This is a genomic window from Chitinophaga sp. MM2321 (assembly GCF_964033635.1).
Classification (GTDB): Bacteria; Bacteroidota; Bacteroidia; order Chitinophagales; family Chitinophagaceae; genus Chitinophaga.
In genome coordinates this window covers 3,775,497-3,799,887 of record NZ_OZ035533.1, presented here as the reverse complement: position 1 = coordinate 3,799,887, position 24,391 = coordinate 3,775,497, and the positions used below count along the sequence as shown (strand labels likewise).

19 protein-coding genes are annotated in these 24,391 nt (G+C 46.0%); 15 read left to right on the top strand and 4 right to left on the bottom strand.

Annotation, left to right across the window (positions count from 1 at the left end):
* Positions 1-4: 4 nt before the first annotated feature.
* Entirely contained in the window at positions 5-394 is a 390-nt protein-coding gene (locus ABQ275_RS14715) for a helix-turn-helix domain-containing protein (RefSeq protein WP_349313901.1), read from the bottom strand.
* A 137-nt stretch (positions 395-531) separates the two neighbouring features.
* Here ABQ275_RS14715 and ABQ275_RS14710 point away from each other — a divergent pair, with 137 nt between their 5' ends.
* The 4 genes from ABQ275_RS14710 (at position 532) to ABQ275_RS14695 (ending at position 6,967) form a co-directional block, all read left to right on the top strand.
* Entirely contained in the window at positions 532-921 is a 390-nt protein-coding gene (locus ABQ275_RS14710) for a DoxX family protein (RefSeq protein WP_349313900.1), read from the top strand.
* Positions 922-1,139: 218 nt separating this feature from the next.
* Positions 1,140-2,006 (top strand): ROK family protein, encoded by an 867-nt coding sequence (locus ABQ275_RS14705; RefSeq protein ID WP_349313899.1) that lies wholly within the window; start codon positions 1,140-1,142, stop codon positions 2,004-2,006.
* A 282-nt stretch (positions 2,007-2,288) separates the two neighbouring features.
* Positions 2,289-3,560, top strand: coding sequence for a Gfo/Idh/MocA family oxidoreductase (locus tag ABQ275_RS14700; protein WP_349313898.1), 1,272 nt, complete (start codon positions 2,289-2,291; stop codon positions 3,558-3,560).
* A gap of 35 nt (positions 3,561-3,595) precedes the next feature.
* Positions 3,596-6,967 (top strand): family 16 glycoside hydrolase, encoded by a 3,372-nt coding sequence (locus ABQ275_RS14695; RefSeq protein ID WP_349313897.1) that lies wholly within the window; start codon positions 3,596-3,598, stop codon positions 6,965-6,967.
* A gap of 109 nt (positions 6,968-7,076) precedes the next feature.
* On the opposite strand, the gene ABQ275_RS14690 is transcribed toward ABQ275_RS14695, so the two are convergent.
* Both ABQ275_RS14690 and ABQ275_RS14685 read right to left on the bottom strand, forming a co-directional pair.
* Entirely contained in the window at positions 7,077-7,853 is a 777-nt protein-coding gene (locus tag ABQ275_RS14690; RefSeq protein ID WP_349313896.1) for a M90 family metallopeptidase, read from the bottom strand.
* A 20-nt stretch (positions 7,854-7,873) separates the two neighbouring features.
* The gene (locus ABQ275_RS14685) at positions 7,874-9,493 is read right to left on the bottom strand and encodes a M28 family metallopeptidase (protein ID WP_349313895.1); all 1,620 of its coding nucleotides are present in this window, start codon (positions 9,491-9,493) and stop codon (positions 7,874-7,876) included.
* Between the two features lie 94 nt (positions 9,494-9,587).
* Between ABQ275_RS14685 and rpiA the strand changes: the two genes are divergently transcribed.
* On the top strand, positions 9,588-10,265 hold the full coding sequence (gene rpiA / locus ABQ275_RS14680; RefSeq protein ID WP_349313894.1) for a ribose-5-phosphate isomerase RpiA: 678 nt from the start codon (positions 9,588-9,590) through the stop codon (positions 10,263-10,265).
* Here the strand turns inward: rpiA and ABQ275_RS14675 are convergent.
* Entirely contained in the window at positions 10,229-11,527 is a 1,299-nt protein-coding gene (locus tag ABQ275_RS14675) for an MFS transporter (protein ID WP_349313893.1), read from the bottom strand. The two genes, rpiA and ABQ275_RS14675, sit on opposite strands and share 37 nt — an antisense overlap.
* Positions 11,528-11,812: 285 nt before the next feature.
* Here ABQ275_RS14675 and ABQ275_RS14670 point away from each other — a divergent pair, with 285 nt between their 5' ends.
* The 10 genes from ABQ275_RS14670 to ABQ275_RS14625 all read left to right on the top strand — a co-directional run bounded on the left by ABQ275_RS14670 (position 11,813) and on the right by ABQ275_RS14625 (position 24,379).
* Entirely contained in the window at positions 11,813-12,004 is a 192-nt protein-coding gene (locus ABQ275_RS14670; RefSeq protein WP_079472790.1) for a cold-shock protein, read from the top strand.
* A gap of 99 nt (positions 12,005-12,103) precedes the next feature.
* The gene (locus tag ABQ275_RS14665; protein WP_349313892.1) at positions 12,104-14,332 is read left to right on the top strand and encodes a helix-turn-helix domain-containing protein; all 2,229 of its coding nucleotides are present in this window, start codon (positions 12,104-12,106) and stop codon (positions 14,330-14,332) included.
* 17 nt (positions 14,333-14,349) lie between these two features.
* The gene (locus ABQ275_RS14660) at positions 14,350-15,351 is read left to right on the top strand and encodes an LLM class flavin-dependent oxidoreductase (protein ID WP_349313891.1); all 1,002 of its coding nucleotides are present in this window, start codon (positions 14,350-14,352) and stop codon (positions 15,349-15,351) included.
* 209 nt (positions 15,352-15,560) lie between these two features.
* Positions 15,561-16,316 carry a (Fe-S)-binding protein gene (locus tag ABQ275_RS14655; RefSeq protein WP_349313890.1) on the top strand — a complete coding sequence of 252 codons (756 nt, stop codon included), beginning with the start codon at positions 15,561-15,563 and terminating at the stop codon, positions 16,314-16,316.
* Complete coding sequence (locus ABQ275_RS14650; RefSeq protein WP_349313889.1) at positions 16,297-17,676, top strand: lactate utilization protein B; 1,380 nt, start codon at positions 16,297-16,299, stop codon at positions 17,674-17,676. Before ABQ275_RS14655 ends, ABQ275_RS14650 begins: the two co-directional genes overlap by 20 nt.
* 38 nt (positions 17,677-17,714) lie before the next feature.
* Positions 17,715-18,284, top strand: coding sequence for an LUD domain-containing protein (locus ABQ275_RS14645; RefSeq protein ID WP_349313888.1), 570 nt, complete (start codon positions 17,715-17,717; stop codon positions 18,282-18,284).
* 813 nt (positions 18,285-19,097) lie between these two features.
* A complete protein-coding gene (locus tag ABQ275_RS14640) occupies positions 19,098-20,675 on the top strand; it encodes an SDR family NAD(P)-dependent oxidoreductase (RefSeq protein ID WP_349313887.1) in 1,578 nt (525 codons plus the stop codon).
* Position 20,676: 1 nt separating this feature from the next.
* Positions 20,677-21,033, top strand: coding sequence for a polysaccharide biosynthesis protein (locus ABQ275_RS14635; RefSeq protein ID WP_349313886.1), 357 nt, complete (start codon positions 20,677-20,679; stop codon positions 21,031-21,033).
* Positions 21,034-21,113: 80 nt separating this feature from the next.
* Positions 21,114-21,965: a polysaccharide biosynthesis/export family protein gene (locus tag ABQ275_RS14630; RefSeq protein ID WP_349313885.1), complete on the top strand. Its 852-nt coding sequence runs from the start codon at positions 21,114-21,116 to the stop codon at positions 21,963-21,965.
* A 17-nt stretch (positions 21,966-21,982) separates the two neighbouring features.
* Entirely contained in the window at positions 21,983-24,379 is a 2,397-nt protein-coding gene (locus tag ABQ275_RS14625; protein WP_349313884.1) for a polysaccharide biosynthesis tyrosine autokinase, read from the top strand.
* Positions 24,380-24,391 lie beyond the last annotated feature (12 nt).

Here is a 24,391-nt window from a genome sequence, read left to right as displayed (position 1 = left end):
GATGTCAGGCTTTATCTTCGGTAACTAATTCTTTTACCTGTTTGCTGCTATGTTTGCGGTGCATGGCACCCCAGTCGGTCATATGTTGAAGCATCACTTCCATAGATCGTCCCAATGGTGTAAGTTCATATTCTACACGGGGAGGAACTTCCGGAAAAATAACCCGTTTTACCAGCTGATCATTTTCCAGTTCCCGCAGCTGTAATACCAGTACGCGTTCTGAGATGCCGGGAATAGCTTTTCTGAGTTCGTTATAACGCAATTTGTTATCAAGCAGGAGCCAAAGGATACTGGGCTTCCATCGGCCACCTATGACCGACAATGTGTGCGCAGTACTGCATATGTTGTTGATGATCTTTTTATTAATAGTATTGGTGGAGTTTTCTTTTCTCATAGCCTCTTTTTAACCTTCCCTGTAAAGATAACGAATTGCCCCGCGCTATCTTGCAGGATACTGCTATACTCCCGGTAACTCTATATTAAACCTTCTTTATTAGCTATACGTTTGTAAGCTATAAAACACTATTAACCATGAAAATCGTTGCACTACTGGGCCGGATACTTTACGCCCTTATCTTCATTATGTCGGGACTAAACCACCTGGGTGGTACCGGCGCTGATTATGCCGCCGCTTCCGGTGTACCAGCCGCTGGCTTTATGGTACCTTTTGCAGGCCTGTTGGCTATGGTAGGCGGCCTGAGTGTACTCCTGGGCTTTAAAGCACATTATGGCGCCTGGTTGCTGGTGATCTTCCTGATTCCGGTAACATTTTTTATGCACAATTTCTGGGCAATAAAGGATCCGATGGCTGCACAAATGCAGATGGCTTTTTTTATGAAAAATATCTCCATGCTGGGAGGGGCTCTACTGATCGCTTATTTCGGGGCTGGGCCGTATAGTATTGATAACAGAAAGAAGTAAAAAGAGAGAGCCCTTTCCTGGCTTCCCGGTCTGAGGGGGCTCTTCCATAATGATAATTCTTTCTTTTCCTTCCCTATTTTTCAAAAAAGAAACTATATTGTCCCCACATTATTTCTTTTTTATCTCGCTAAAACGATTTATTTATCTTTGTCAACCAAACAATCTTTAGATTTGTCGAAGCTAAAACGATTTAGCCTTAAAATGTCTATTTATCATTTATGAAAAGTTCCACGGCTTTAGGAATTGATATAGGAGGATCCCATATCACAGCGGCACTGGTGAACCTGGAAACTAGAACAATCGAAACCGGTTCCTGGAATCGCACCCGTATTAATTCACAGGGAACAGCATCGGAAATTATAGCTGCCTGGGCGGCAGTAATCAATGAAGCTTTCAGAGAGGTGCCGGTAGCTGCCAGGTACATCGGTATCGGCATGCCTGGTCCTTTTGATTATGAACAGGGGATCAGCCTGATGAATGGCCAGCATAAATATGATGCGCTGTACCAGCTAAATGTAAAGACACTGCTGGCAGAAAAGCTGGGCATACCCCCATCACAGATCCGCTTTATCAACGACGCCGGTTGCTTTTTGCAGGGTGAGATTTTTAGTGGTGCAGGCCGGAACTACCAGCATGTGATTGGTCTTACACTGGGCACGGGCCTGGGTTCTGCCGCTTACCACGGCGGCATAGCCAAAGATGCTGACCGCTGGTGTACCCCCTTTCTGGACAGTATGGCGGAAGACTATCTGTCTACCCGCTGGTTTATAAAAAGATATCATGAACTCAGCGGAGAATCAGTGGCAGATGTAAAAGCCCTGACTGCCCGCCTGCGAACAGACAGCAGGGTACAGGACATATTCAACGAGTTTGCACATAACCTTGCCACTTTCCTGCTCTCTTTCATCCAGGCTGAATCGCCGGAGGTAATCGTCATCGGTGGCAACATCGCCAATGCATCCCCACTTTTTTTGCCCGCTGTAACCCTGGAACTTGAAAAGAATAATATCCACCTCCCGCTCTGCGTCGCCTCCCTGGGTGAAGAAGCAGCTATACTCGGCGCAGCAAGCATCTGGAATATTTAGGTATTTTGAGATTTAGTTATTCAGATATTTAAAATGCTGCGAAGATGACCGTATAGGTCTTCGCTGCATTTTAAATATCTAAATCTCAAAATACCCAAATCTCAAAATATTTTGCCGTTTATCACTATTTTTTTACCCTCTACTTGCATATCAACCATCCGCTTTTTATCTTGCCGTATCATCTACCCGAATCTAATTTGCATATCTCATTACATTTATCTTATTACATTATTACGCAGTGAACTAACGTGGATCTATATACGAATTCAATCAAATATTAATATGGCAAAACAAAACAGCGATTCGAGGCGGGCGTTTCTCAGAAATTCCCTGGGTGCGCTAGCTGCTTTCACTATTGTACCCCGGCATGTACTGGGACGCGGTTACCTGGCCCCAAGCGATCAGCTCACCAAAGCGGTGATTGGAACAGGGGGCATGGGACGTGGTCACTTCGGCTATGCAGGCACCCGTGTGGTAGCTATCTGCGATGTAGACCGCAGTCATCTGACACTGGCCATGGACCAGTTGAAAGATAATGGTGTGAAAACATTCTCCGACTACCGCGAGGTGATCACCTTACCGGAAGTTGATATTGTACACATAGCTACTCCACCGCACTGGCACGGTATTATTGCTGCCGATGCAGCGCGTGCCGGTAAAGATGTATGGTGCGAGAAACCAATGACCGCCACCATCGGAGAAGGCAAACGCCTCGTGGAAGCGGTGCAGCAGCATGGACGTATTTTCCGCCTCAATACCTGGTTCCGTTTTGAAGATAACTTCTATGGAATGGGCACTACCGTGAAACCCATCAAAAAACTGGTAGAAAGCGGACTCCTAGGATGGCCGCTGAAAGTAACCATCAGCAAACATACCGGGTTCGACTGGAAATTTTACTGGGTAGGCAAAACCAACATGGAAACCATGCCCGTACCTAAAGAACTGGACTATGATATGTGGCTGGGACCCGCACCATACCGCCCTTACAACCCGCATCGCGTACACCAGACCTTCCGTGGCTACTGGGATTATGATGGTGGTGGATTAGGCGATATGGGTCAGCATTACATGGACCCTGTTCAGTACTTCCTGGGTAAAGATAATACCAGCCCCGTAAGCGTTGAAGTGGATGCACCACAGCAACATCCTGATGCCGTAGGCACCTGGAGAAGGATCACCTACACCTACGCCGATGGCTGCCAGATCATCCTGGATGGTGAAGGTACTGATGAGAAAGCTGCTTATATAGAAGGACCTAACGGTAAACTATACCCCGGTTTCCGTTCCGACATTCCGGATCTGGAAAAGAAACTGGCTTCCTTCCCTGACCCCGCACCACAACAAACCGATTTTGTGGATGCCGTTAAGAACCGCAGAAAATTTGCACTCAACGAAGAAAATGGTCACCGTTCCTGCACCCTCGTCAACCTGGGTAAGGTCGCTTTGCGCCTGAACCGCTCTCTGAAATTTGACCCGGTAAAACAGGAATTCATCGATGATGCAGGTGCCAACAGCCTGATCTTTCAGCCGATGAGAGGTCCGTGGACAATTTAATCCAGCTGTAATCAGAACACTCAAGTAACTGAATTATGAAAAAGATATTACACTTACTCATTGCATTGCTGGTTGGCTGGAGTAGCCTGGCGTCCGCACAGGGGCCATCAGATCAGCGTGCTTTTAATACAAAAGTTGCCGATGTGCTGGCATTGTTGCCATCACCGGACAAAGCACAGTTTAATACCCATATGAATGCCATTGCTTCCCTGGGAGAAGACGGTGTAGCGGCTATTGCCGGTATGCTGGCAGCACCTGGAAAAGGCGATAACACACAGCTCCAGTACGCACTGGCAGGCTATGCATTTTATGTTACCCAACCAGGTAAGGAAGCTCTCCGCAAACAGGCAGTAAATGCGCTTTGCAAGGTAATCCCCAAAACTGCTGACCCGGAAAATAAAGTGTTTCTGATCACCCAGCTGCAAACAGTAGGTACCAATGATGCCGTAAGTACGCTGCAGCCTTTGCTGGCAGCCGACCGCTTCTGCGACCCCGCTGCACGCGCCCTGGTAAAGATCAACACACCTGCTGCACAAGAGGCTTTGTTACAGGCGTTGGCAGCTGCTTCCGGTAATAACCGCATTACACTGGTGGAAGCACTGGGGGATGCTGCCAGCCGCAACGCGGTATCAGCTATCACACCACTAGCTACCAATGAAGATAAAAAGCTCGCTAAGGTATCCCTGTATGCCCTCGCACATATTGCCGATCCGGCTAGTATTACTGTCATGAAAAATGCTGCTGCCAAAGCAGGTTATATTTATGATGTAACAGATGCCACTTCCGCTTATCTCTACTATGCCGGTCAGCTGGCTGCCAATGGCAACAAAGCTGCTGCATGGAAAATAGCAGAAGCACTGGTAAAAGAATGCAAAACAGACGCACAGGTACACACCCGCACTGCCGGTCTTAAACTATTGTCAGACATCGATCCCGCAAAAAGTATGTCTGCGGTAAGCCAGGCTGTAGCCAGCAAGAACGATGAGTATCGCGATGCTGCGCTGAAGTTTGCCGGTCCTGGTGCCGCAAACAGTGCGTCCACCTGGTTGAGCCTCCTGAAAAAATCCAACGATGGTACGAAAGCGGCCATCATCGGTATGTTGGGAGACAACAAGGTAGCGGCTGCGCTGCCTGCGATACAGGCATTGCTGAAAAGCAAAAGCGAACCGGTAAGAGCGGCTGCTATTGCAGCTACTGCTAAAAGCGGCGGTGTTGCTACTTTACCGACATTATTGGCGATCATGAAAAGTGGTAGTGCTACTGATATCTCCGCGGTAAAACAAGCCCTGCTTATTATGCCGGGTAAGGAAGTTGCGCAACAATCCGGCGCTGCCCTGACAGGTATGCCTGCTGCTGCACAAGCTGCACTGCTGGGTGTTTTGTCTGCCCGAAAGGCTGATAGCAGCGTAAGCGATGTACTGGCTTTAGCCGGCAGTACAGATGCAGCAGTACGTACAGCTGCTATAGATGCATTAAAAGATGTATCCGGCAAAGACAACCTGTCTGCTTTGTTTGCCCTGCTGAACAACGCTACCACTGCCGATGATATTCAGAATATCCAGGCTGCGCTGATCAACGCAGGCGCTACCAGCAATGATGTTTCCACTCATATGAAACAGGTATCCGGCGATAAACAATCCCGTTACCTCGTAGTATTGGCTGGTATCGGCGATCCATCTGCACTGAAACCGGTGGAAGCGGCTTTTGCTAACGGCGATGCACAAACGAAGAAAGCAGCATTAACTGCTCTCTCCGGATGGAAAGATGCCGGTGCTGCACCTGCCTTATTAAAGATTGCCCGGGATGCTGCCAACGGTGCATACCGTGAGGAAGCACTCACAGGTTATATAGCCCTTGCAAAAAGATCAGGCTATCCTGCAGATCAGCAATTGCTGATGTTCCGTAATGCGATGGAACTGGCTACCACCAATCCATTGCAGAAAAGCATCCTGAAAGGGGTGGGAAACTGCAAAACATTACCGGCCCTCTTCTTTGCCGGTAACTATATTGACAATGCTGCCGTACAGCAGGAAGCTGCCCACGCGGTGTTGAATATTGCCCTCGCCGATACTACCTACAACGGCGCTAAAGTTCGTCAGCTGCTGGATAAAACCAGCCAGGTATTGAGAGGTGGTGATGCTGATTATCAGCGTCAGTCTATCCGTAAGTACCTCGCTGAAATGCCTGCCGGTGATGGTTATGTACCGATGTTCAATGGTCAGAACCTGAACGGCTGGAAAGGTCTCGTGGAAAATCCGGTAGCCCGCAACAAAATGGACGCGAAAACACTGGCGAAAGCACAGCAGAAAGCGGATGATGAAATGCACAAAGGTTGGTCCGTAAAAGACGGTTTGCTGGTATTCAACGGCAAAGGAAATAACCTCTGCACAGAAAAAAAATATGGTGATTTTGAAATGCTGGTAGATTGGAAGATCACAGCTCAGGGAGATGCCGGTATTTACCTCCGTGGTACCCCACAGGTACAGATCTGGGATACTTCCCGCACTGATGTTGGTGCACAGGTAGGCTCCGGTGGGTTATACAACAACCAGCAGAACGAAAGCAAACCCCTCAAACTGGCGGACAATGCTATCGGCGAATGGAACCACTTCCGCATTATCATGAAAGGTGATCGCGTTACCGTATACCTCAACGGTGTATTGGTAACAGACAATACTATCCTCGAGAACTTCTGGGATCGTGGCCTTCCTATCTTCCCTGAAGAGCAGATCGAACTGCAGGCGCATGGTACTTACATCGCCTATCGTGATTTGTACATCAAGGAAATACCCCGTCCTGTCCCTTTCACTTTAAGCGATGCTGAAAAGAAAGAAGGGTTCAAAATCCTGTTTGATGGTACCAACATGCACGAGTGGACAGGCAATACCCAGAATTATGTGATTGAAAACGGTGACATGGTGATCTATCCTAATAATGGCGGAAAGGGTAACCTCTTTACGAAAAAGGAATACGGTAACTTCTCTTTCCGTTTTGAATTCCTGCTTACTCCAGGCGCTAACAACGGTTTGGGTATACGTGCTCCGCTCGAAGGAGATGCGGCTTACGAAGGCATGGAACTACAGATACTGGACAACGAAGCGGATATCTACAAGGATCTCCACGTATACCAGTACCATGGTTCTGTTTATGGCGTAATTCCTGCCAAACGCGGTTACCTGAAACCAGTAGGAGAGTGGAACTATGAAGAAGCTATCGTGAATGGTACACATATCAAAGTAATCCTGAACGGCACCGTGATCCTCGATGGAGACATTGCGGAAGCCCGTAAAAACGGTACGCTTGATCATAAAAAACACCCAGGTCTGAAAAGAGACACCGGCCATATCGGCTTCCTCGGACATGGTGCTATTGTGCGCTTCAAGAATATCAGGATAAAAGAATTATAAAATTTAGGGATTTTTTGATTTACGAATTTAGGGATTTGAAATGCAGCGAAGACAGATATTGTAATCTTCGCTGCATTTCAAATCCCTAAATTCGTAAATCAAAAAATCCCTAAATTTTTAATGGGTCTTGCTGAAATATCCTCGTCAGCATTGCATACAGGTCCGGATGTTGTTCTGCCAGTAAATCCGGGCGCTCAAAGAAGTACTCCGAAATTACCGCAAAGAATTCTCCTTCATTAATGGCGCCGTAAGGATTAATGTCTGTACGTCCTTCAGACATATCATGAATGGTCTGGTGTACGAGTTTCATCCAGGGAATGCTGTAGCTATGTTCCAGCAGCTTGGTCGGCAGGCCATCTATCGCACCATCGGTTTTATCCAGCAGATGCACAAATTCATGGATCGCTGTATTACTTTTGTCGGTGATGTTAGAGAAGCCATCCCGCAGCGCGGAGCGCGACAGGATCATCTGTCCGTTTAATGGTCCGCTGCCTACCATCCCCAGTATATTACGCCGGTTACCTTCAAACTGGTAAGACTCATCAAAGGTGTCGGGGTACAGGATTACGTTGGTAAGATTGAAGTATTCCCAGTCTTTAAATCCAAAGATGGGAATAATGGCACTGGCGGCTACCAACACGCGGTCAAGCGGTTCTACAGCCGTGCCGATGCCTTCAATATGTGTTCTTTTCAGGAAGCGTTGCACCTTATCTTCAAAGCGGAGTTTATCCGTCTCCGTTAATTGCTGATAGTATCTTACATGTGTTTGCAACAGGTTCCTGTAGTCTTCAGGAACGGACACTTTTTTTAACTTCCTCCGGTTAAAGATGTTCTTGAAATACAGGAAGAGAATCAACCCCATTAATATTAATCCGAATAAAACCATCTGCTTATCTTATTTATAAATTATTTCCTGTAAGCCTTAAACTCCGATCCGTTCTTCCATTGGGGGAAGGTGCTTTCATTGCTGAGGGTATAGCCTGCATCAAACAACAGGCGGATATCTTCTACCATGCCATCCATTATCCAGGTGGCCGGATCAAATTCATCCGCCGGGGAGTGATAACGTAAACGGTTGTACGCTGCAATCTGTTCTTTACCCCATCCCGGTTCATGACCAATAGCATCTGTACCGGGGCCAATATACAGGCCGGGAATCCCCTTCTTGGCAAAGTTGAAATGGTCTGAACGGAAAAACCAGCCACCTTCGGGGTTAGCCTCCGGTACGGTGATCCGCCCCTGCCTGGCAGCAGCGCGCTGCGCATATTCATCCAGTGCTGATTGTCCGTAGCCGATAACCGTAACATCCCTGGTACGGCCAAAAGTATTCAGTACATCCAGGTTTATATCCGCCACTGTTTTCGCTGCTGAAAATACGGGGTGATTCACATAATATTCAGAGCCCAGCAGGCCTTGTTCTTCACCGGTAACGGATAAGAACAGAATAGACCGCAGCGGCTTTTGCGGCAGACTGGTAAAAGCCGCCGCCAGTTCCAGCAGACCTGCCGTGCCGGTAGCATTATCTACCGCACCATTATATATGGAATCACCCTTAACGGGCTCGCCTATACCAAAATGATCCCAATGCGCCGAATATACCACACATTCCTGCGGACGACCGGCACCAGGTAATATCGCCAGCACATTATGAGAGGTAGATTTTTTGATGGTATTATTGATAACGACAGATGTTTGCAGATGCAGGTCTATTGGCCTGAAATCCTTATTCCTGGCCTGTTGCATCACATCAGGTGATACGCCTGCCAGCGCAAATATTTTCCTGGCGGCTTCCTGCGTTATCCAGCCTTCGAAGGCAGTGCGCGATTTATTATTATCGGCTGTCTGTAATTGCAGTTTTGAATTGGACCATCCGCTGCGCACCACTTTCCAGGGATAGCTGGCCGCCGCTGTTTCATGGATGATGATCACACCGGTCGCACCCTGACGGGATGCCTCTTCAAATTTATACGTCCAGCGGCCGTAGTAGGTCATGACGCGGCCTTTGAAGAGGGTGCTGTCGGCAAAACCGGGATCATTGATCAGGACGATCACTGTTTTTCCTTTTACATCAAGGCCGGCGTAATCGTTGCGTCCATATTCAGGCGCCACAATGCCGTAGCCGGCAAATACCAATCCGGTAGAGGGAACGCTTACCTGTGGCTGTGCCCGGCGGGTACCCGCCACGTAATCGTCGAGATACTGCAAGGCTACTTCGCCGTTGGCGCCCCGGATCACCAGTTTACCGGTGGGCCTGGAACTTATTGCTACCATGGGCACCTCCTGGAAATAGCTGTCACCATTACCGGGTTTCAGCCCCATTTTTTTAAACTGTGTGGCGATATATTTAATAGCACTGTCTTCTCCACTGGTAAATGGTTTGCGTCCTTCAAAGGCATCCGATGCCAGTATACTGATATGCGCTGCAAGGCTGTTGGCATTAATTGCTTTGATAGCTGTTGAATCCTGTGCCTGCAAGCCTTGCAGCAGCCATGTGCCGGCGAGGGTGAAAAGCATACGTACTTTCAAAATTGTGGTGTTTATTATTTGTAGAAATTAGGGGAGTTGGTGAACATTTCCAAATCGGGTTACAGGAAAGAAGAACCATGCTTATATTTGTTTTATGAAACAGGATCCTGCTAAAAAAGCTGCCGGTGAAAAGGCAGCGGAGTATATAAAATCCGGTATGACCATTGGTCTGGGTACCGGTAGTACGGCGTATTATACCATTTTGCGTATAGGCGAACTGGTTAGAGGTGGTATGCAGTTGCGCGCTGTTGCTACTTCTGCACAATCAACGCAGCTGGCAATGGAGCAACAGATTCCCATCATTTCTTTTGACCAGGTGGAGAAGATAGACCTGGATATTGACGGCGCTGATGAAGCGGATGAACAGTTGCAACTAATCAAGGGGGGCGGTGGCGCCTTGCTGCGGGAGAAAATAATTGCAGCAGCAGCTACGGAAATGTTGGTGGTGATGGATGCTTCCAAGCTGGTGAAGCGGCTGGGGAAATTTCCTTTGCCGGTGGAGATCGTACCTTTTGGGTGGGAACTAACCTTCAGAAAGCTGATGGCACTGGGAGCAGCGCCGGTATTGAGAAAAAAAGAGAACGATGTTTTTATAACAGACAACGGTAATTATATCCTGGATTGTCATTATGGGGAGATCGCGGCCCCTGTTGCGTTGCATGCGCAGTTGAACAGTATCCCCGGCGTAGTGGATAACGGCTTGTTTCTCCACTACGCCACGCGGCTTATTATCGGTTATGAAGATGGTACGGTCAGGTCTTTATCCAGGTAGGACGTGTATTTGGTATCTTTTGCTGTGATGTATACGATGAGGGAAATGAAGATACATCCCGTAACATACCAGTAATACCAGGGCTCGTGGCCTATCTTCTTAAAATAAAGTGCAATTGGTTCAGCGGTGCCGCCGAAGATGGCTACCGTCAGGGCATAGGGGAACCCAACGCCCAGTGCCCGCACTTCTGCCGGAAACATTTCCGCTTTTACCACTGCGTTGATGGAAGTGTATCCGCTCACAATCACCAGGGCTATTAAGATGAGCCAGAAGGCCGTCCACTCGGAGGAAGTGCCGCTGATACCGGTGAGTATAGGCACGGTAAATAAGGTGCCCAGTACGCCAAACCCAATCAATAGAGGTTTACGGCCATATTTATCAGAGATCCAGCCAAACAATGGTTGTAATAGTGCATAGATCAGCATCAGGAAAAAAGTGATGATGGTGGCTCTTTCTATGCTCAGGTGTACCGTGTTTACCAGGAATTTCTGCATATAGGTGGTGTAGGTGTAAAAGGCGATGGTGCCGCCCAGGGTAAGCCCTACAACCGTGATCACCGCCCGGGGATGTTGCCGGAACAGGATTTTTAAAGAACCTTTCTCCCTTGTCTTTTTTGATTTTTCAAAAGAAGTGGATTCCTGCATATGCGTACGCAGGTACAAGGCTACAAATGCCAGCAAAGCCCCGATAATAAAGGGAATACGCCAACCCCATTCATGTAGTTGTGCCGGTGTGAGGAATACCTGTTGCAGCAGCATTTGTACGCCCAATGCCGTTAGTTGGCCGCCTATAAGGGTAACATATTGAAAACTGGAATAAAAGCCACGCCGGTCGGCGGTGGCCACTTCACTCAGGTAGGTGGCGGAGGTGCCGTATTCGCCGCCTACGCTTAGTCCCTGTAAGAGCCTGGCGAGCAACAGTAGTATGGGTGCGGCCACACCAATTGTATGGTAGGAAGGGGTGAAGGCTATCAGCATGGAACCCATGGACATCAACAATACAGATAATGTCATGGATGTTTTACGCCCGCTACGGTCGGCAATCCGGCCAAACATCCACCCGCCGATAGGCCGCATCAAAAAGCCTACGGCAAAAATGGCGGCTGTATTCAGCAGTTGCGCCGTGTAGCTTCCCTGGGGAAAAAATACCGGCGCAAAGTAGAGCGAAAACGTAGCATAGATGTACCAGTCGTACCATTCCACGAGATTACCGGCGGAACCGGTTAATATGGCTTTAATACGCCATGCGTCAGGATGTTTCATATCTAATGCGAAAATATATAATTTTCTGTGTTTCAATTGCCAGCGACCATAATTAGCGACTCCGATTCGCTGAAGTAAATAACATGATTATAAAAGCTAAAAAAGTTTGGTTTGTATCCAATAAAACTCATATCTTCGTTGCGCTTCTTAAGAATATTGTATTGCAATTCTGTTGGTAATCACCATTTACATTCAGCTTTTTACTTACATGCTTTCTTTTAGTTGCTCAGGTAGCCGCCTGCGGAGAAAATGGCGAGAACACGTTCACAATTAAATATTAAATAAATGCAAACAGGTGTAGTAAAATTTTTTAATGAAGCTAAAGGTTTTGGATTCATTAAAATCGAAGGTTCTGGACAAGAAATATTTGTTCACGTATCTGGTATCAAAGAAAGCATCGGCGAAAATGACCGCGTAGTTTTTGACGTGGAAGAAGGCAGAAAAGGCCCGAATGCTGTTAACGTAAGACTGGCATAACTTATTGAATAATAGTTTTGTTATTGAACTGCCCTGGCTTAGCCGGGGCAGTTTTTTTATTTAAATCTCCCTATCTTCGCCCTTTCAATTTTAGATAAAATGCCCCAACCAGATAGTACAAATATCATCTTTCACCTGGCGGCAGATTTCATTAATCAGACACACCGTCATATCTTTCTTACCGGCAAAGCTGGTACAGGAAAAACTACGTTCCTTAAATACATCAAAGAACATACGAAGAAGAATACGGTAGTGGTAGCACCTACCGGCGTAGCCGCCATCAATGCGGGTGGTGTAACTATGCACTCCTTTTTTCAGTTGCCATTCGGACCTTTTATTCCCGGCACGAAAAGAGGCTTCAATATGGATGAAATCAGCTCTACAGATAAGCACTCTTTATTCCGTAACATCCGTTTTACGAACGATAAAAAAGTGTTGCTGCAGGAAATGGAACTGCTCATCATTGATGAGGTGAGTATGGTACGCTGTGATATGCTTGATGCGATTGATACAATTCTTCGCCATTTCCGTAATAAGCCACTACAGCCATTTGGCGGCGTACAGTTGTTATTCATCGGCGATTTATACCAGCTTCCACCCGTAGTGCCGGATGCTGAATGGCAGCTATTGCACGAGTATTACAACAGCTCTTTCTTTTTTTCTGCCAAAGTAATTGAGCAGGCACCTCCCTTGTATATTGAACTGAAAAAAATATACCGGCAGAACGAACAGACATTCATCGATGTGCTCAACAGGGTACGTAACAGTGAAGTGTTGGAGGAAGACCTGCAATTACTGAATAACCTTTACCAGCCTGATTTTAAGGGGGAAGATGGAGAATACATCGTACTCTCCACCCACAACCGGAAAGCTGATGACATCAATGCCAGGCGGCTATCGGCCATGCCCGGGAAATTATGTCGTTTTGAAGGGAAAATTGAAGGCGATTTCAGTGATAAGGCATTACCAACAGAACTGGTACTGCAACTGAAGGTGGGTGCACAGGTGATGTTCCTGAAGAATGATCTGGCGCAACCCCGTCGCTATTACAATGGGAAAATAGCTACTGTAAAAGATATTAACGATACAGAGATTACACTGGTACTTTCCGGTTCACATGAAGAGTTGAAGCTGGAAAAGGAAACCTGGCGTAATATCAAATATTCCTATAACCAGGAAGAGAATAGTATAGAGGAAGAAGAAATAGGCAGCTTTACGCAGTTCCCTATCCGGCTGGCATGGGCCATTACCATCCACAAAAGCCAGGGGCTCACTTTTGAGAGAGCGATCATTGATGCGGGGTACGCCTTTGCACCTGGACAGGTATACGTGGCGCTGAGCCGCTGTACCTCACTCGAAGGACTGGTACTGCATTCACGTATCGGCTATGGCAGCATCAAAACAGATAGCCAGGTGATTGCATTTGCAGAGAAAGAAAATGAAGCGAATGAGCTGGTGGTATTGCTGGAAATGGAACGTAAAAAATTTCAGGCCCACTCTTTACTCCAGTTGTTCGACTGGTACCGCATGCAAGCCACTGTGCGGAGTCATGCCGTATGGATCCAGGATAAAAAAGTGCCCGACATCGACGAAGCACTGCAATTGAGCCGGGTGATGTCTGCCAAAACGGAACAACAGCAGGAAGTGGCCAACCGCTTTGTGATGCAGTTGCATCAGCTGCTGGACACGGTTGTACAAACCGGCGAAACGGAGCAACTGGAACTGCGTGTAACCAAGGCCGTAGGTTATTTTACACAAAGTATTTATGAAGACCTGGTGAAGCCATTGCAGGCACATATTGCCGCAGTGAAAAAGGCGAAGTCTAAAAAATATCTCCTGCAACTGATGGCGCTGGAAGCAGATTTCTGGCATAAGCTACGGCAGGTGTGGGAAGTGTCCTATGGAGAGCTTGTTTTTACAAAGGGACTGAAAGACTATACATTGCTCAGAGATAGTGATGGTCCCGCAGAAAAGTCAACGGCAGCAGCCAAGCCCAAAGGCAAAGTAGAAAAGGGCAGCAGCCGTCGTGGTACGCTGGAGTTATACCTGGGCGGGAAGTCCATTTCAGATATAGCGGTAGAAAGACAGCTGGCAGTGAGTACTATTGAAAGTCACCTGGCGCAGTGTGTGGAAGCAGGTGAAATGGATATTCATCGTTTTGTATCCGAATCAACGGTAAAACTGATCATGTCATATATCCGTGAGTTGGGCGGTACAGCGGCAGGTGCCATCAAAGAGAGGGCAGGAGCGGGTGTGAGCTTTGCAGAGATCCGGGTAGTACAGTGGTATCTGAAGAAGCAGCAGGAAGAGAAAATAATGAATGATTAATACTAAAACAGCGGAAAGTGAAACTAAGTGTACTGGATCAGTCGCCCATCAGAAATGGCAGCAATGCGATAGCCGCATTGAAGGAGAGCGTGGAATTGGCGCAACTGGCAGATAAGCTGGGATATACACGCTATTGGTTATCAGAACATCATAATACAAAAAGTCTGGCCGGTGCTTCACCGGAAATCCTCATTGCCCGGCTGGCGGGCGAAACAAAGCGTATCCGCGTTGGTTCCGGTGGCGTTATGCTGCCTAATCACAGCACACTGAAAGTGGCGGAGAACTTTCGTTTACTGGAGGCTTTGTTTCCCGGTCGTATTGACCTGGGGATAGGCCGTGCGCCGGGTGGCGACCGGCTTACAGCGAGTATCCTGAATCCGTCGAACAACTTTAATCCGCAGGATTTTGTGCAGCAGCTGGTAGATTTGCAGGCATGGCTAACGGATAGGCATACACCAGGAACGCTGCAGGAAAGAGTGACGGCCATTCCATCTATTCCCTCTCAACCGGATTTGTGGATGCTGACGTCCAGCGGTGAAAGTGGCCTGCTGGCGGCGCATTTCGGTATGGCGCTTTCGTTTGCACATTTTATTTATCCCGTTGGAGGCCCGAAAGCGGTTAATAATTACAGGGCGCAATTCAGGCCATCAGTACACTTGTCGGAACCGGAAGCGAGTGTGGGCATCTTTGTTTTTTGTGCCGACACAGAAGAGAAGGCAGCAGAATTACAGGCGATCATGGATTACCGGTTGCTGAGCCTCGAGAAAGGGAAGTTTGATGAATATCCTTCTTATGAAGAAATAAAAGATATAGAATACCTGCCGGATGAACAGCTACGTGTAAACGCTAACCGCGCCCGTATGGTGGCCGGTACGCCTCCGCAGGTAAAGATCCAGCTGGAGAAGCTGGCGGCAGATTATGGCGTAGATGAACTGGTAATTGCCACTATTACCAATGATCATGCGGACCGTTTACGTTCGTATGAACTGTTGGCAACACTTTTTGATCTCCCGAAATAAAAATATATTTTAGTCGCTTATCATGCCATAGGACTGTCTTAGTACGTGGTATATTATTGAAGCAGCACAGGCCGGGGTAGTATTCCAACCCGGCTTTATTATTTTGTGCAGCGAAGAATAAGCCAGTAACCGGTAAAAAAGAGGGAGGATTACTACCGGGCCACCCGCTAAATTTGTACGTTAGAAAGATCATTTAAATCACTACACCCGTGAAAGTAGGATTATTTATACCATGTTATATTGACCAGTTCTATCCACAGGTAGGCGTTGCTACACTGGAATTGTTACAGAAACTGGGTTGTGAGGTAGAATACCCGCAGGGACAAACCTGTTGCGGTCAGCCGATGGCCAATTCAGGTTATGAGCACCTCACACATGATTGCAACAGTTTATTTATCCGCAATTTTGCCACGTATGATTATATCGTGGCGCCTTCCGGAAGTTGTGTACTGCATATTAAGGAGCATCTCCACGACCCGGCAGCGGAAGCTGCTGCGGCTGATATACGTGCACGTATATACGAATTAACTGAATTTATGACGGATGTGCTGAAAGTGGAATCACTGGCAGCCAGTTTTCCCTGTAAAGTGGGATTGCACCAGAGCTGCCATGGGCAGCGCGGACTGGGGCTGGCGCAGATGAGTGAACTGGTGGCCGCTCCTTTTTCCAAACCGGAGCACCTGCTCAAAATGGTGGAAGGTGTGGAACTGGTGGAGCTGGACCGGAAAGACGAATGCTGCGGTTTTGGCGGTACCTTCTGTGTGGCGGAAGAAGCAGTGTCTGTGAAGATGGGGAAGGATCGTATAGCCGATCACGTTAAGCATGGCGTAACGGTGATCACGGGTACCGATGTAAGTTGTCTCATGCACCTGGAAGGGATTCTGCGGCGGCAGCAGCAGCCCGTAAAAGTGATGCATATTGCAGAAATTCTCAATCAAACCATCCATGAACAGGCAAACAAGTGATCACGCAACACTGGCAGACAGGTTTAATGAAGATGAGCCACGGGTAAACTGGCATGATGAAACCCTTTGGTGGGTACGGGCCAAACGAGACCGCCAGGCCTGGGGCATACCGGAATGGGAGCAGTTGCGCAACGCTGCCTCTCAAATCAAGCTCAACGTTTTGGGGAATCTCCACGATTACCTGCTACAGTTTGAGCAACAGGCCTTGCAAAACGGCGCTATAGTACATTGGGCTGCAGATGCGGAAGAACATAACCGCATCGTAACAGACATCCTGAAAAAACATGGGGTGCAGCGGTTGGTGAAGAGTAAGTCCATGCTTACAGAAGAATGTCATCTCAATCCTCACCTTATTGCCAACGGCATAGAAGTAATAGATACAGATCTGGGCGAACGTATTGTGCAGCTGGCCAAAGAGCCACCTAGCCATATTGTGTTGCCCTGTATTCATAAAAAGAAAGAAGAGATAGGGGAGTTGTTTCATGAACACCTGGGTACACCCAAGGGGAATGCAGACCCACAACTCCTGGCTGCCGCGGCGCGGCTACATCTTCGACAGGAATTTATGCAGGCCAGCGCAGCCATTACCGGGGTGAACTTTGCCATTGCCGAAACCGGTGAGATGGTTGTGTGTACCAATGAGGGTAATGCTGACATGGGCGCACATCTGGCCAACGTGCATATCGCCTGCATGGGTATTGAGAAGATCATTCCGCAAAGAAAGCACCTGGGCGTGTTTCTGCGCCTGCTGGCACGTAGTGCAACAGGACAGCCCATCACCGCTTATTCCAGCCATTTCAGGCAGCCTGCAGCAGGCAAGGAGCTACATATCGTGCTGGTGGATAATGGCCGTACCCGGCAACTGGGCCGCGAAGATTTCCGCAATTCATTAAAATGTATCCGCTGTGGAGCATGTATGAATACCTGCCCGGTATACCGCCGTAGCGGTGGACATAGTTATCATACCGCCGTAGCGGGCCCTATCGGTGCTATCCTGGCGCCTAACCTGGACATGAAGGATTATGCCGATCTGCCCTTTGCGTCTACCTTATGCGGCTCCTGTTCCAATGTATGCCCGGTGAAAATAGATATTCATCAGCAGTTGTATAAATGGCGGCAGGTACTTGTGAAGGAAGGACATACAACCACTGCAAAAACAGCCAGCATGAAAGTGATGAGTGCCGTTTTATCTGCTCCGGGTAATTACAAAAAAGCGGGAAAAATGGGTCGTTGGGTGATGCGTGCTTTTCCGGGGATGGTCAACAACCGTTTCAATCCCTGGTACAAACAGCGGGATATGCCGGCGCCACCGGCTGCATCATTTTCAGAATGGTATGCAAAAAATAAAAAGAAAAAGTAATAAGACGATCAGCTATTCAATAAAATTTTTTTAGCAAGATGAGCAGCAGGGATAAAATATTAGCCGCAGTAAAAGAACACCAGCCGGAAGCAGCTGCGCTGCCATCGTTGGATGGTTTGTCCGGAAATATGCCGGCCACATTGGAAGCATATCGTAAGGTGTTGGAGAGTTTGGGTGGTAGTTTGTTTGAGATTAATGATAGCAGTGAAATTCAGCCATTGCTGGCACAGCATTATCCGGATCTGAAAAGGATAGTGACCATTGATGATGCACAACAGCCATGGGTAAACGAAGATCCACATCTGCTGGAAGATGTGGATATGGCTATCGTTCCCGGGCAATGGGGGGTGGCGGAGAATGGTGCGATATGGCTTACCGAGCAGAACATTAAAGTGCGAGTACTGCCGTTTATTTGCCAGCACCTGGCCATTGTATTGCCACAGCAAAGCATTCTGGCAACCATGCATGACGCCTATGAAAAAATAGGCGCACCTGAAACGGGCTTTGGCGTTTTCATTGCGGGCCCATCCAAAACAGCAGATATCGAACAATCACTTGTACTGGGAGCACATGGTGCAAAAAGCCTGGTCGTGTTTGTTATCAGGTAAATATCATTTCAATTTTTTTTCATCCGGGAATTTTTCTTTTAAAGGCAGTTCCCCGCTGCACTGAAATTCCCGGATGAAGGATAAGAATCACTGTGATAGCCCATATTCAAATCATATACTTATTCGATCTTTCTCTTAGTAAAAATTTAAAAATACTTTTATTTTGTAAATACTTCGCTAACTTTGCAGCTGAGTATGAACGTTTTAGTGAAGTTGGTATAATGTTTGTTTTCTTCTGAAATCAGATTGAATATTGAAATTTTAGTAGCATGTTTAACCATATATGCGAACAAAAAGTTACCCGAAAAATCGAAAAAACCGAAAGACCATGTATCAACGTAGGAGCGCATTATTAATGCCATTCAGGAAAATGCATTTGCAACAGGGGGTGCTGTCACTAACACGCCAATTTGATTATACAGCAAATCTTTCTTTCATTAAATCTTGTACGTCTGGCTGTTGTTGAGACCGCCTTTTCGTGTATTCATCTTTGTTAGGAGCCCGTATAAGGACATAGTTGTCTGTTGAGCTGTTATACTGATGATATTCTTTTTTCATATTTGTGAATAGTTGTCATTTGGGAAGAATATTATATTTAGTAGGTACTGATCGTAAATTTTTTTCACAGTTTACTTTTTCATAACAGGACTTATCAAATTTTAGTATTTACTTTGCATAACTTTGAAAACCGTAAGTAATGCAAACCATTTCCGGACAATCTTAAGTGAGCGCAACTATGAAAACTGAATAAGACGCAACTTTAACTGATTGGAAGAGCGAATATATTTTTAACCGTATCTTATTATTGAACCTATGGTGCATAGATCATCATGGATTACCCCGTCATGGCTTATACTGCTATTGGACCTTGGGTGCTCCGTTATCGCCATCAATCTGGCCTTCCTGCTCCGGCTGAATTTTGATTTGGATGCAGTTGAACATTATCCATTAGGAATAATATCGTTGATCGTACTGGGAGTAACCCTGGTCTTATCATTGTTATTACGTACTTACAGAGGTATCGTGCGGCATACCAGCTTGTCTGATATTGCCAACATTGCTTTGCTGAATGTTGTGAGCTGCTGTATTTTTTTATCCATTGGCTACACTCATTTAATGGATACAATGTTGATCCTCTTTCCGGCCTCTGTTGTCCTCACAAACTTTTTTATAAGTTCCTTCCTCCTATTATCTTACCGGCTACTGGTAAAGTGGATCTTTAAACATTTTAATAATTTCCGCGCTGTCAATAAAACACGCGCTGCTATCTATCATACGGGTCATAGCAGCCTGATGTTGAGTAAGGCGATCGCCGATAACCCCGGCTCAGATATTCATATTGTGGCGTTTCTGACGGATACCACTGCGCATGTGGGCAAGTCTATAGATGGACTGAAGGTATATGCTTCCAGAAAAGGACAGTTGTTTAAAATGGTAAAGCAAAGTGATGTCTCCCTGTTGCTCATTCCTGACGATCATATAGAAGGGTCGCATCTCAATGAGCTGGTGGAGGCATGTATTGCCCTCAACGTTAAAGTACAGAAGATCATCTCTGTAAATCAGTGGATCGATGGCGCTGCCAATAATGGTATTCAGTTGAAAGATATTAATATTGAAGACCTGCTGGAAAGATCAGTGATCAGCATCAAGAACAAACAGCTGAGCCTGGAGTTGCATGGTAAAAGCATTCTGGTAACGGGGGCTGCGGGGTCTATCGGTAGCGAAATTGTGCGGCAGTTGATAAAATATGAGCCCTCTGTTATTGTATTATGTGATAAGGCAGAATCACCGTTGCATGAGCTGGAGCTGGAAATGACAGAGAAGGGCACCAGTATACCTATCATACCATATATAGGGGATGTTTGCGATAAAACACGCATGCAGCAACTCTTTGAAGTATATGCACCTGCTATTGTATACCACGCGGCGGCATACAAGCATGTGCCTATGATGGAGAAAAACCCTTCCATTGCTGTTATGAACAACGTACTGGGCACCAAAATAATGTCTGAACTGTCGGCTGAATTTAGTGTGGAGAAATTTGTAATGGTATCTACAGATAAAGCAGTGAACCCAACAAATGTAATGGGCGCTTCCAAGCGTATCGCCGAAATATTTACACAATCATTCAGCAATCACATTAATGAACAGTATAAGAAAACAGGGCCTGTATTTGGAGAACCTCCAACGAGATTTATTACAACGCGCTTTGGCAATGTACTAGGCTCCAACGGATCTGTGTTGCCACGGTTTAAAAAGCAGCTCGAAAAGGGTGGACCATTAACGGTTACGCATCCTGAAATTACACGGTATTTTATGACTATCCCTGAAGCCTGCCAGCTGGTGCTGGAAGCGGGTGCCATGGGACAGGGGGGAAATATTTGTGTTTGATATGGGCAAGCCGATGAAGGTAGTAGACCTGGCCAGGAAAATGATCAGAATGTCTGGTAAAGAACCCGGAAAAGATATACAGATTGTTTACTCAGGATTACGTCCGGGAGAAAAGTTGTATGAAGAGCTGCTAAACAATGCAGAAAATACACTGCCTACGTATCACGAAAAAATTCTGATCGCAAAAGTTCGCGCATATAGTTTCGCTGATGTAAATGAAAAAATAAGCAATCTGATTGAATCAGCACAGCAGCATTATTTAACACCCACAGTTGCCTTAATGAAGAAGCTGGTGCCCGAATTTATAAGCAAAAACTCAGCTTATGAAGAATTGGATAGGGATAAAATAAAAATGTAATTAATTGTTTAATGAAGCTTTCGTCGCTATAGCATATGATTTGCTTAGCTGGGTTTTCATTGTAAAAAAGAGATGTCAAGATGAAGTTTATAACCGGGGAATACCGTGTCTTTCTTAGTTGTTTGGAAAAATGCAGTTGGTCTAACTGGATGATTGCAGGTGTTATTTGCGTATGCCTTTTTTCATGTGCATCACCAAAGAATATTACTTATTTTAAAGATATTCCGGATACGCTTGAAAGTAAAGAAGTAGAACAGGCATTATACAAAACACCCGTTGTTCAGGTAGATGATATTTTGCAGGTAAGTATTCAAACACTTGATCCTGCTGCAACATTGTTATTAAATCAACAGAATACAGCGAGCTGGCCTGTTACCGGTACCCCAGGAAACAGTACAAGTGCAAATAACAGCGGTGTCAGTGGTTATCTGGTTGATAAGGATGGATATGTGGTATTGCCACTTATTGGTAAAATGCTGGTAAAAGATAAATCGACCAGTGAGGTGAGAGAAGCTATAAGACTGAAAGCTGCTGAATATTATAAAGACCCGGTTGTGAATGTCAGGATGGCGAATTTTAAGATAACAGTACTGGGTGAAGTGGCGCGTCCATCAACCTACGTCATGCCAAATGAAAAAGTAACTGTATTGGATGCTTTAGGTATGGCAGGGGATTTAACTATTTACGGTAAAAGAGAAAATGTATTACTTATCCGCGAGAAAGCCGGCAAAAAGGAGTTTGTCAGATTCAATCTCAATAACAGTAATTTGTTTACATCACCCTATTACTATTTGCAGCAGGGTGATGTAGTTTATGTAGAACCAAACAAATCAAAAATTGCATCAACAGACGGAGCACGGCTAAGAAATATTACGATTGTTTCTTCTGCCTTATCAGTGCTGATAGTTTTACTGACGAGAATTAAATTCTAATTATTTAACAACTTTGCATGCGGCAAGAGAATATTTATACAAACGGGCAATCTTCTCTGAATGGTCATTCCGGCCATGAAGAGCAGAAGGAAAGTGTATTGGATTTACGTAATATCTTTGACAAAGTATTCTCCAACTGGTATTGGTTTGTGCTTTGTATTTTCCTGACCATCGCCTTGGCCTGGGCTTACCTTCGTTATGCGACCCCAAATTATCTGATCAATGCAAAAATACTTGTACAGGATCAGCAAAAAGGAGGCAATATTCCAGGAGAGGAAGTCTTTCAGCAACTGGAGCTGTTTACAAATAAGAGTAATGTTGACAATGAAATGGAGATCGTTAAGTCCCGCTCTTTAATGGAAAAGGTTGTCACCGCACAGGAATTGAATGTGCGCTACTTCACAGAAGGAAGGGTAAAGAAAACAGAACTGTTCAACAGGCTTCCTTTTACTATTCATTGGGTATCCCTGAAAGATTCACTGAATAAGGTCAGCTACGCGATAATGCCCATCGGCACAGATAGTTTTTCATTGAGCCGGGATGAATTGAGTATTAACGCTCCCTGGGGAGATACTTTACGTTTGCCGGAAGGTATAATGGTGGTAAAAAGAAACCCGTTGTTGAAGATAGAACCACAGGAATATCAGGTGAATGTATTGTCTATTGATAACGCGGTGGCCGATTTTCAGCAACAGTTAAACGTTTCCATTCCGAATAAGCAGGTAAGTACCATTGACCTCGCACTTTCTTCTACCAGTCCTCAGAAAGGGGAAAAAGTCTTGAATGAACTCATAGATGCTTATATGCATGCCAGTGTGGAAGATAAAAACAGGATTGCCGACAGTACGATCGCTTTTATCGACAAACGCCTGGAAATCGTGAGTACAGAATTGCTGGGCGTAGAGAAAAATATTCAGCAATTCAAACAGGATAATCAATTAGCCGACCTGACTGAGCAATCAAAATTATTGGTATCCGGTACAGGAGATAATTTTAAGCAGTTAACAGAGCAACAGGTAAAGTTGAATGTGATTACTGCTATGGAAGAATATATCCGCGATGACAAGAACAACAGACGGGTGGTACCTTCTTCTATGATTGTACAGGACCCTACTTTTGTGGGCCTCGTGGAGAAATATAATACCCTGCAACTGGAAAGGGAACGCCAGCTACTGGCAAGTACAACAACCAACCCGGTGGTGGTGAATATGGATCATCAGTTGGCAGGTCTCAGGTCAGATCTGCTTAACAATGTGCTGTCATTCAAAAAGGGGGTAGAGGTAAGTATTGAAGAGTTGCAACGGAATACCAGTGCACTTTCTCAAAAGATCAGGAAAGTGCCTGCAACGGAGCGCGTTTTTCTGGATTTTTCCCGGCAGCAAGCCATTAAACAGGATTTGTATGTATTTCTGTTAAAAAAGAGGGAAGAATCAGCGATATCAAAAACCTCCAACCTAGCTATTGCCCGGATCATTGATCCGGCAAAGAGTGATGCCTTACCCTTTAAACCCAAAAGGGTGCTGGTATACTTGTTAGCCCTGATGGCTGGGATAGGTATACCCGCCCTGGGGTTGTATCTGCGTGAGTTACTTAATACCCGTATCCAGCGGAGAGAGGATATTTCTGGTGTTACACCGGTACCGGTACTGGCAGAAATCGGACACAATACGGATAAACATGCAGTAGCGGTACAAAGGGAAGGAGGTACACAGGTGGCAGAGCAGTTCCGTGCTATGCGGACTAACCTGCAATTCATTTTGTCGGGAAAGAACGAGAAAGTTGTATTACTGACTTCCAGCATGAGTGGTGAAGGCAAGTCATTTGTAGCCGTTAATCTGGCAGCTGTATTGGCCTATTCAGGAAAAAAAGTGGTATTGATGGAAATGGACTTGCGCAAGCCTAAGATCTCGGAAGCATTGGGCTTGAGGAACCATACAGGCTTTAGCAGTTATGCTATTGGAAAAGCTACTATCGGTGATATTATTCAGTCGTCAAATATTCATGAGAATTGTAAAATAATTTCATCCGGACCTATTCCCCCAAATCCCGCTGAACTGTTGCTACTGGAATCAACGGAGTTGTTGTTCTCGGAATTGCGTCAACACTTCGATTACATCATTATTGATACTGCTCCTGTGGGATTGGTGACAGATGCCCAGTTATTAGGTCGTTTTGCAGATGCTACGCTCTATCTGGTAAGGCAGGGCTACACATTTAAACAACAATTAGGGATATCAAAAGACTTATATTTAACACGGAAGATGCCCAAAATAAACCTGGTAATAAATGATGTGAAAGCCACCAGATCTTCAGGATATGGTAGCTATGGTTATGGTTATGGCTATGGATATAGTCAGAACGGTTCTGGTAAAAAGACAGTATTCAAAAAATTTAAATCACTTATCAAAAAATAAAAAAAAACTTTA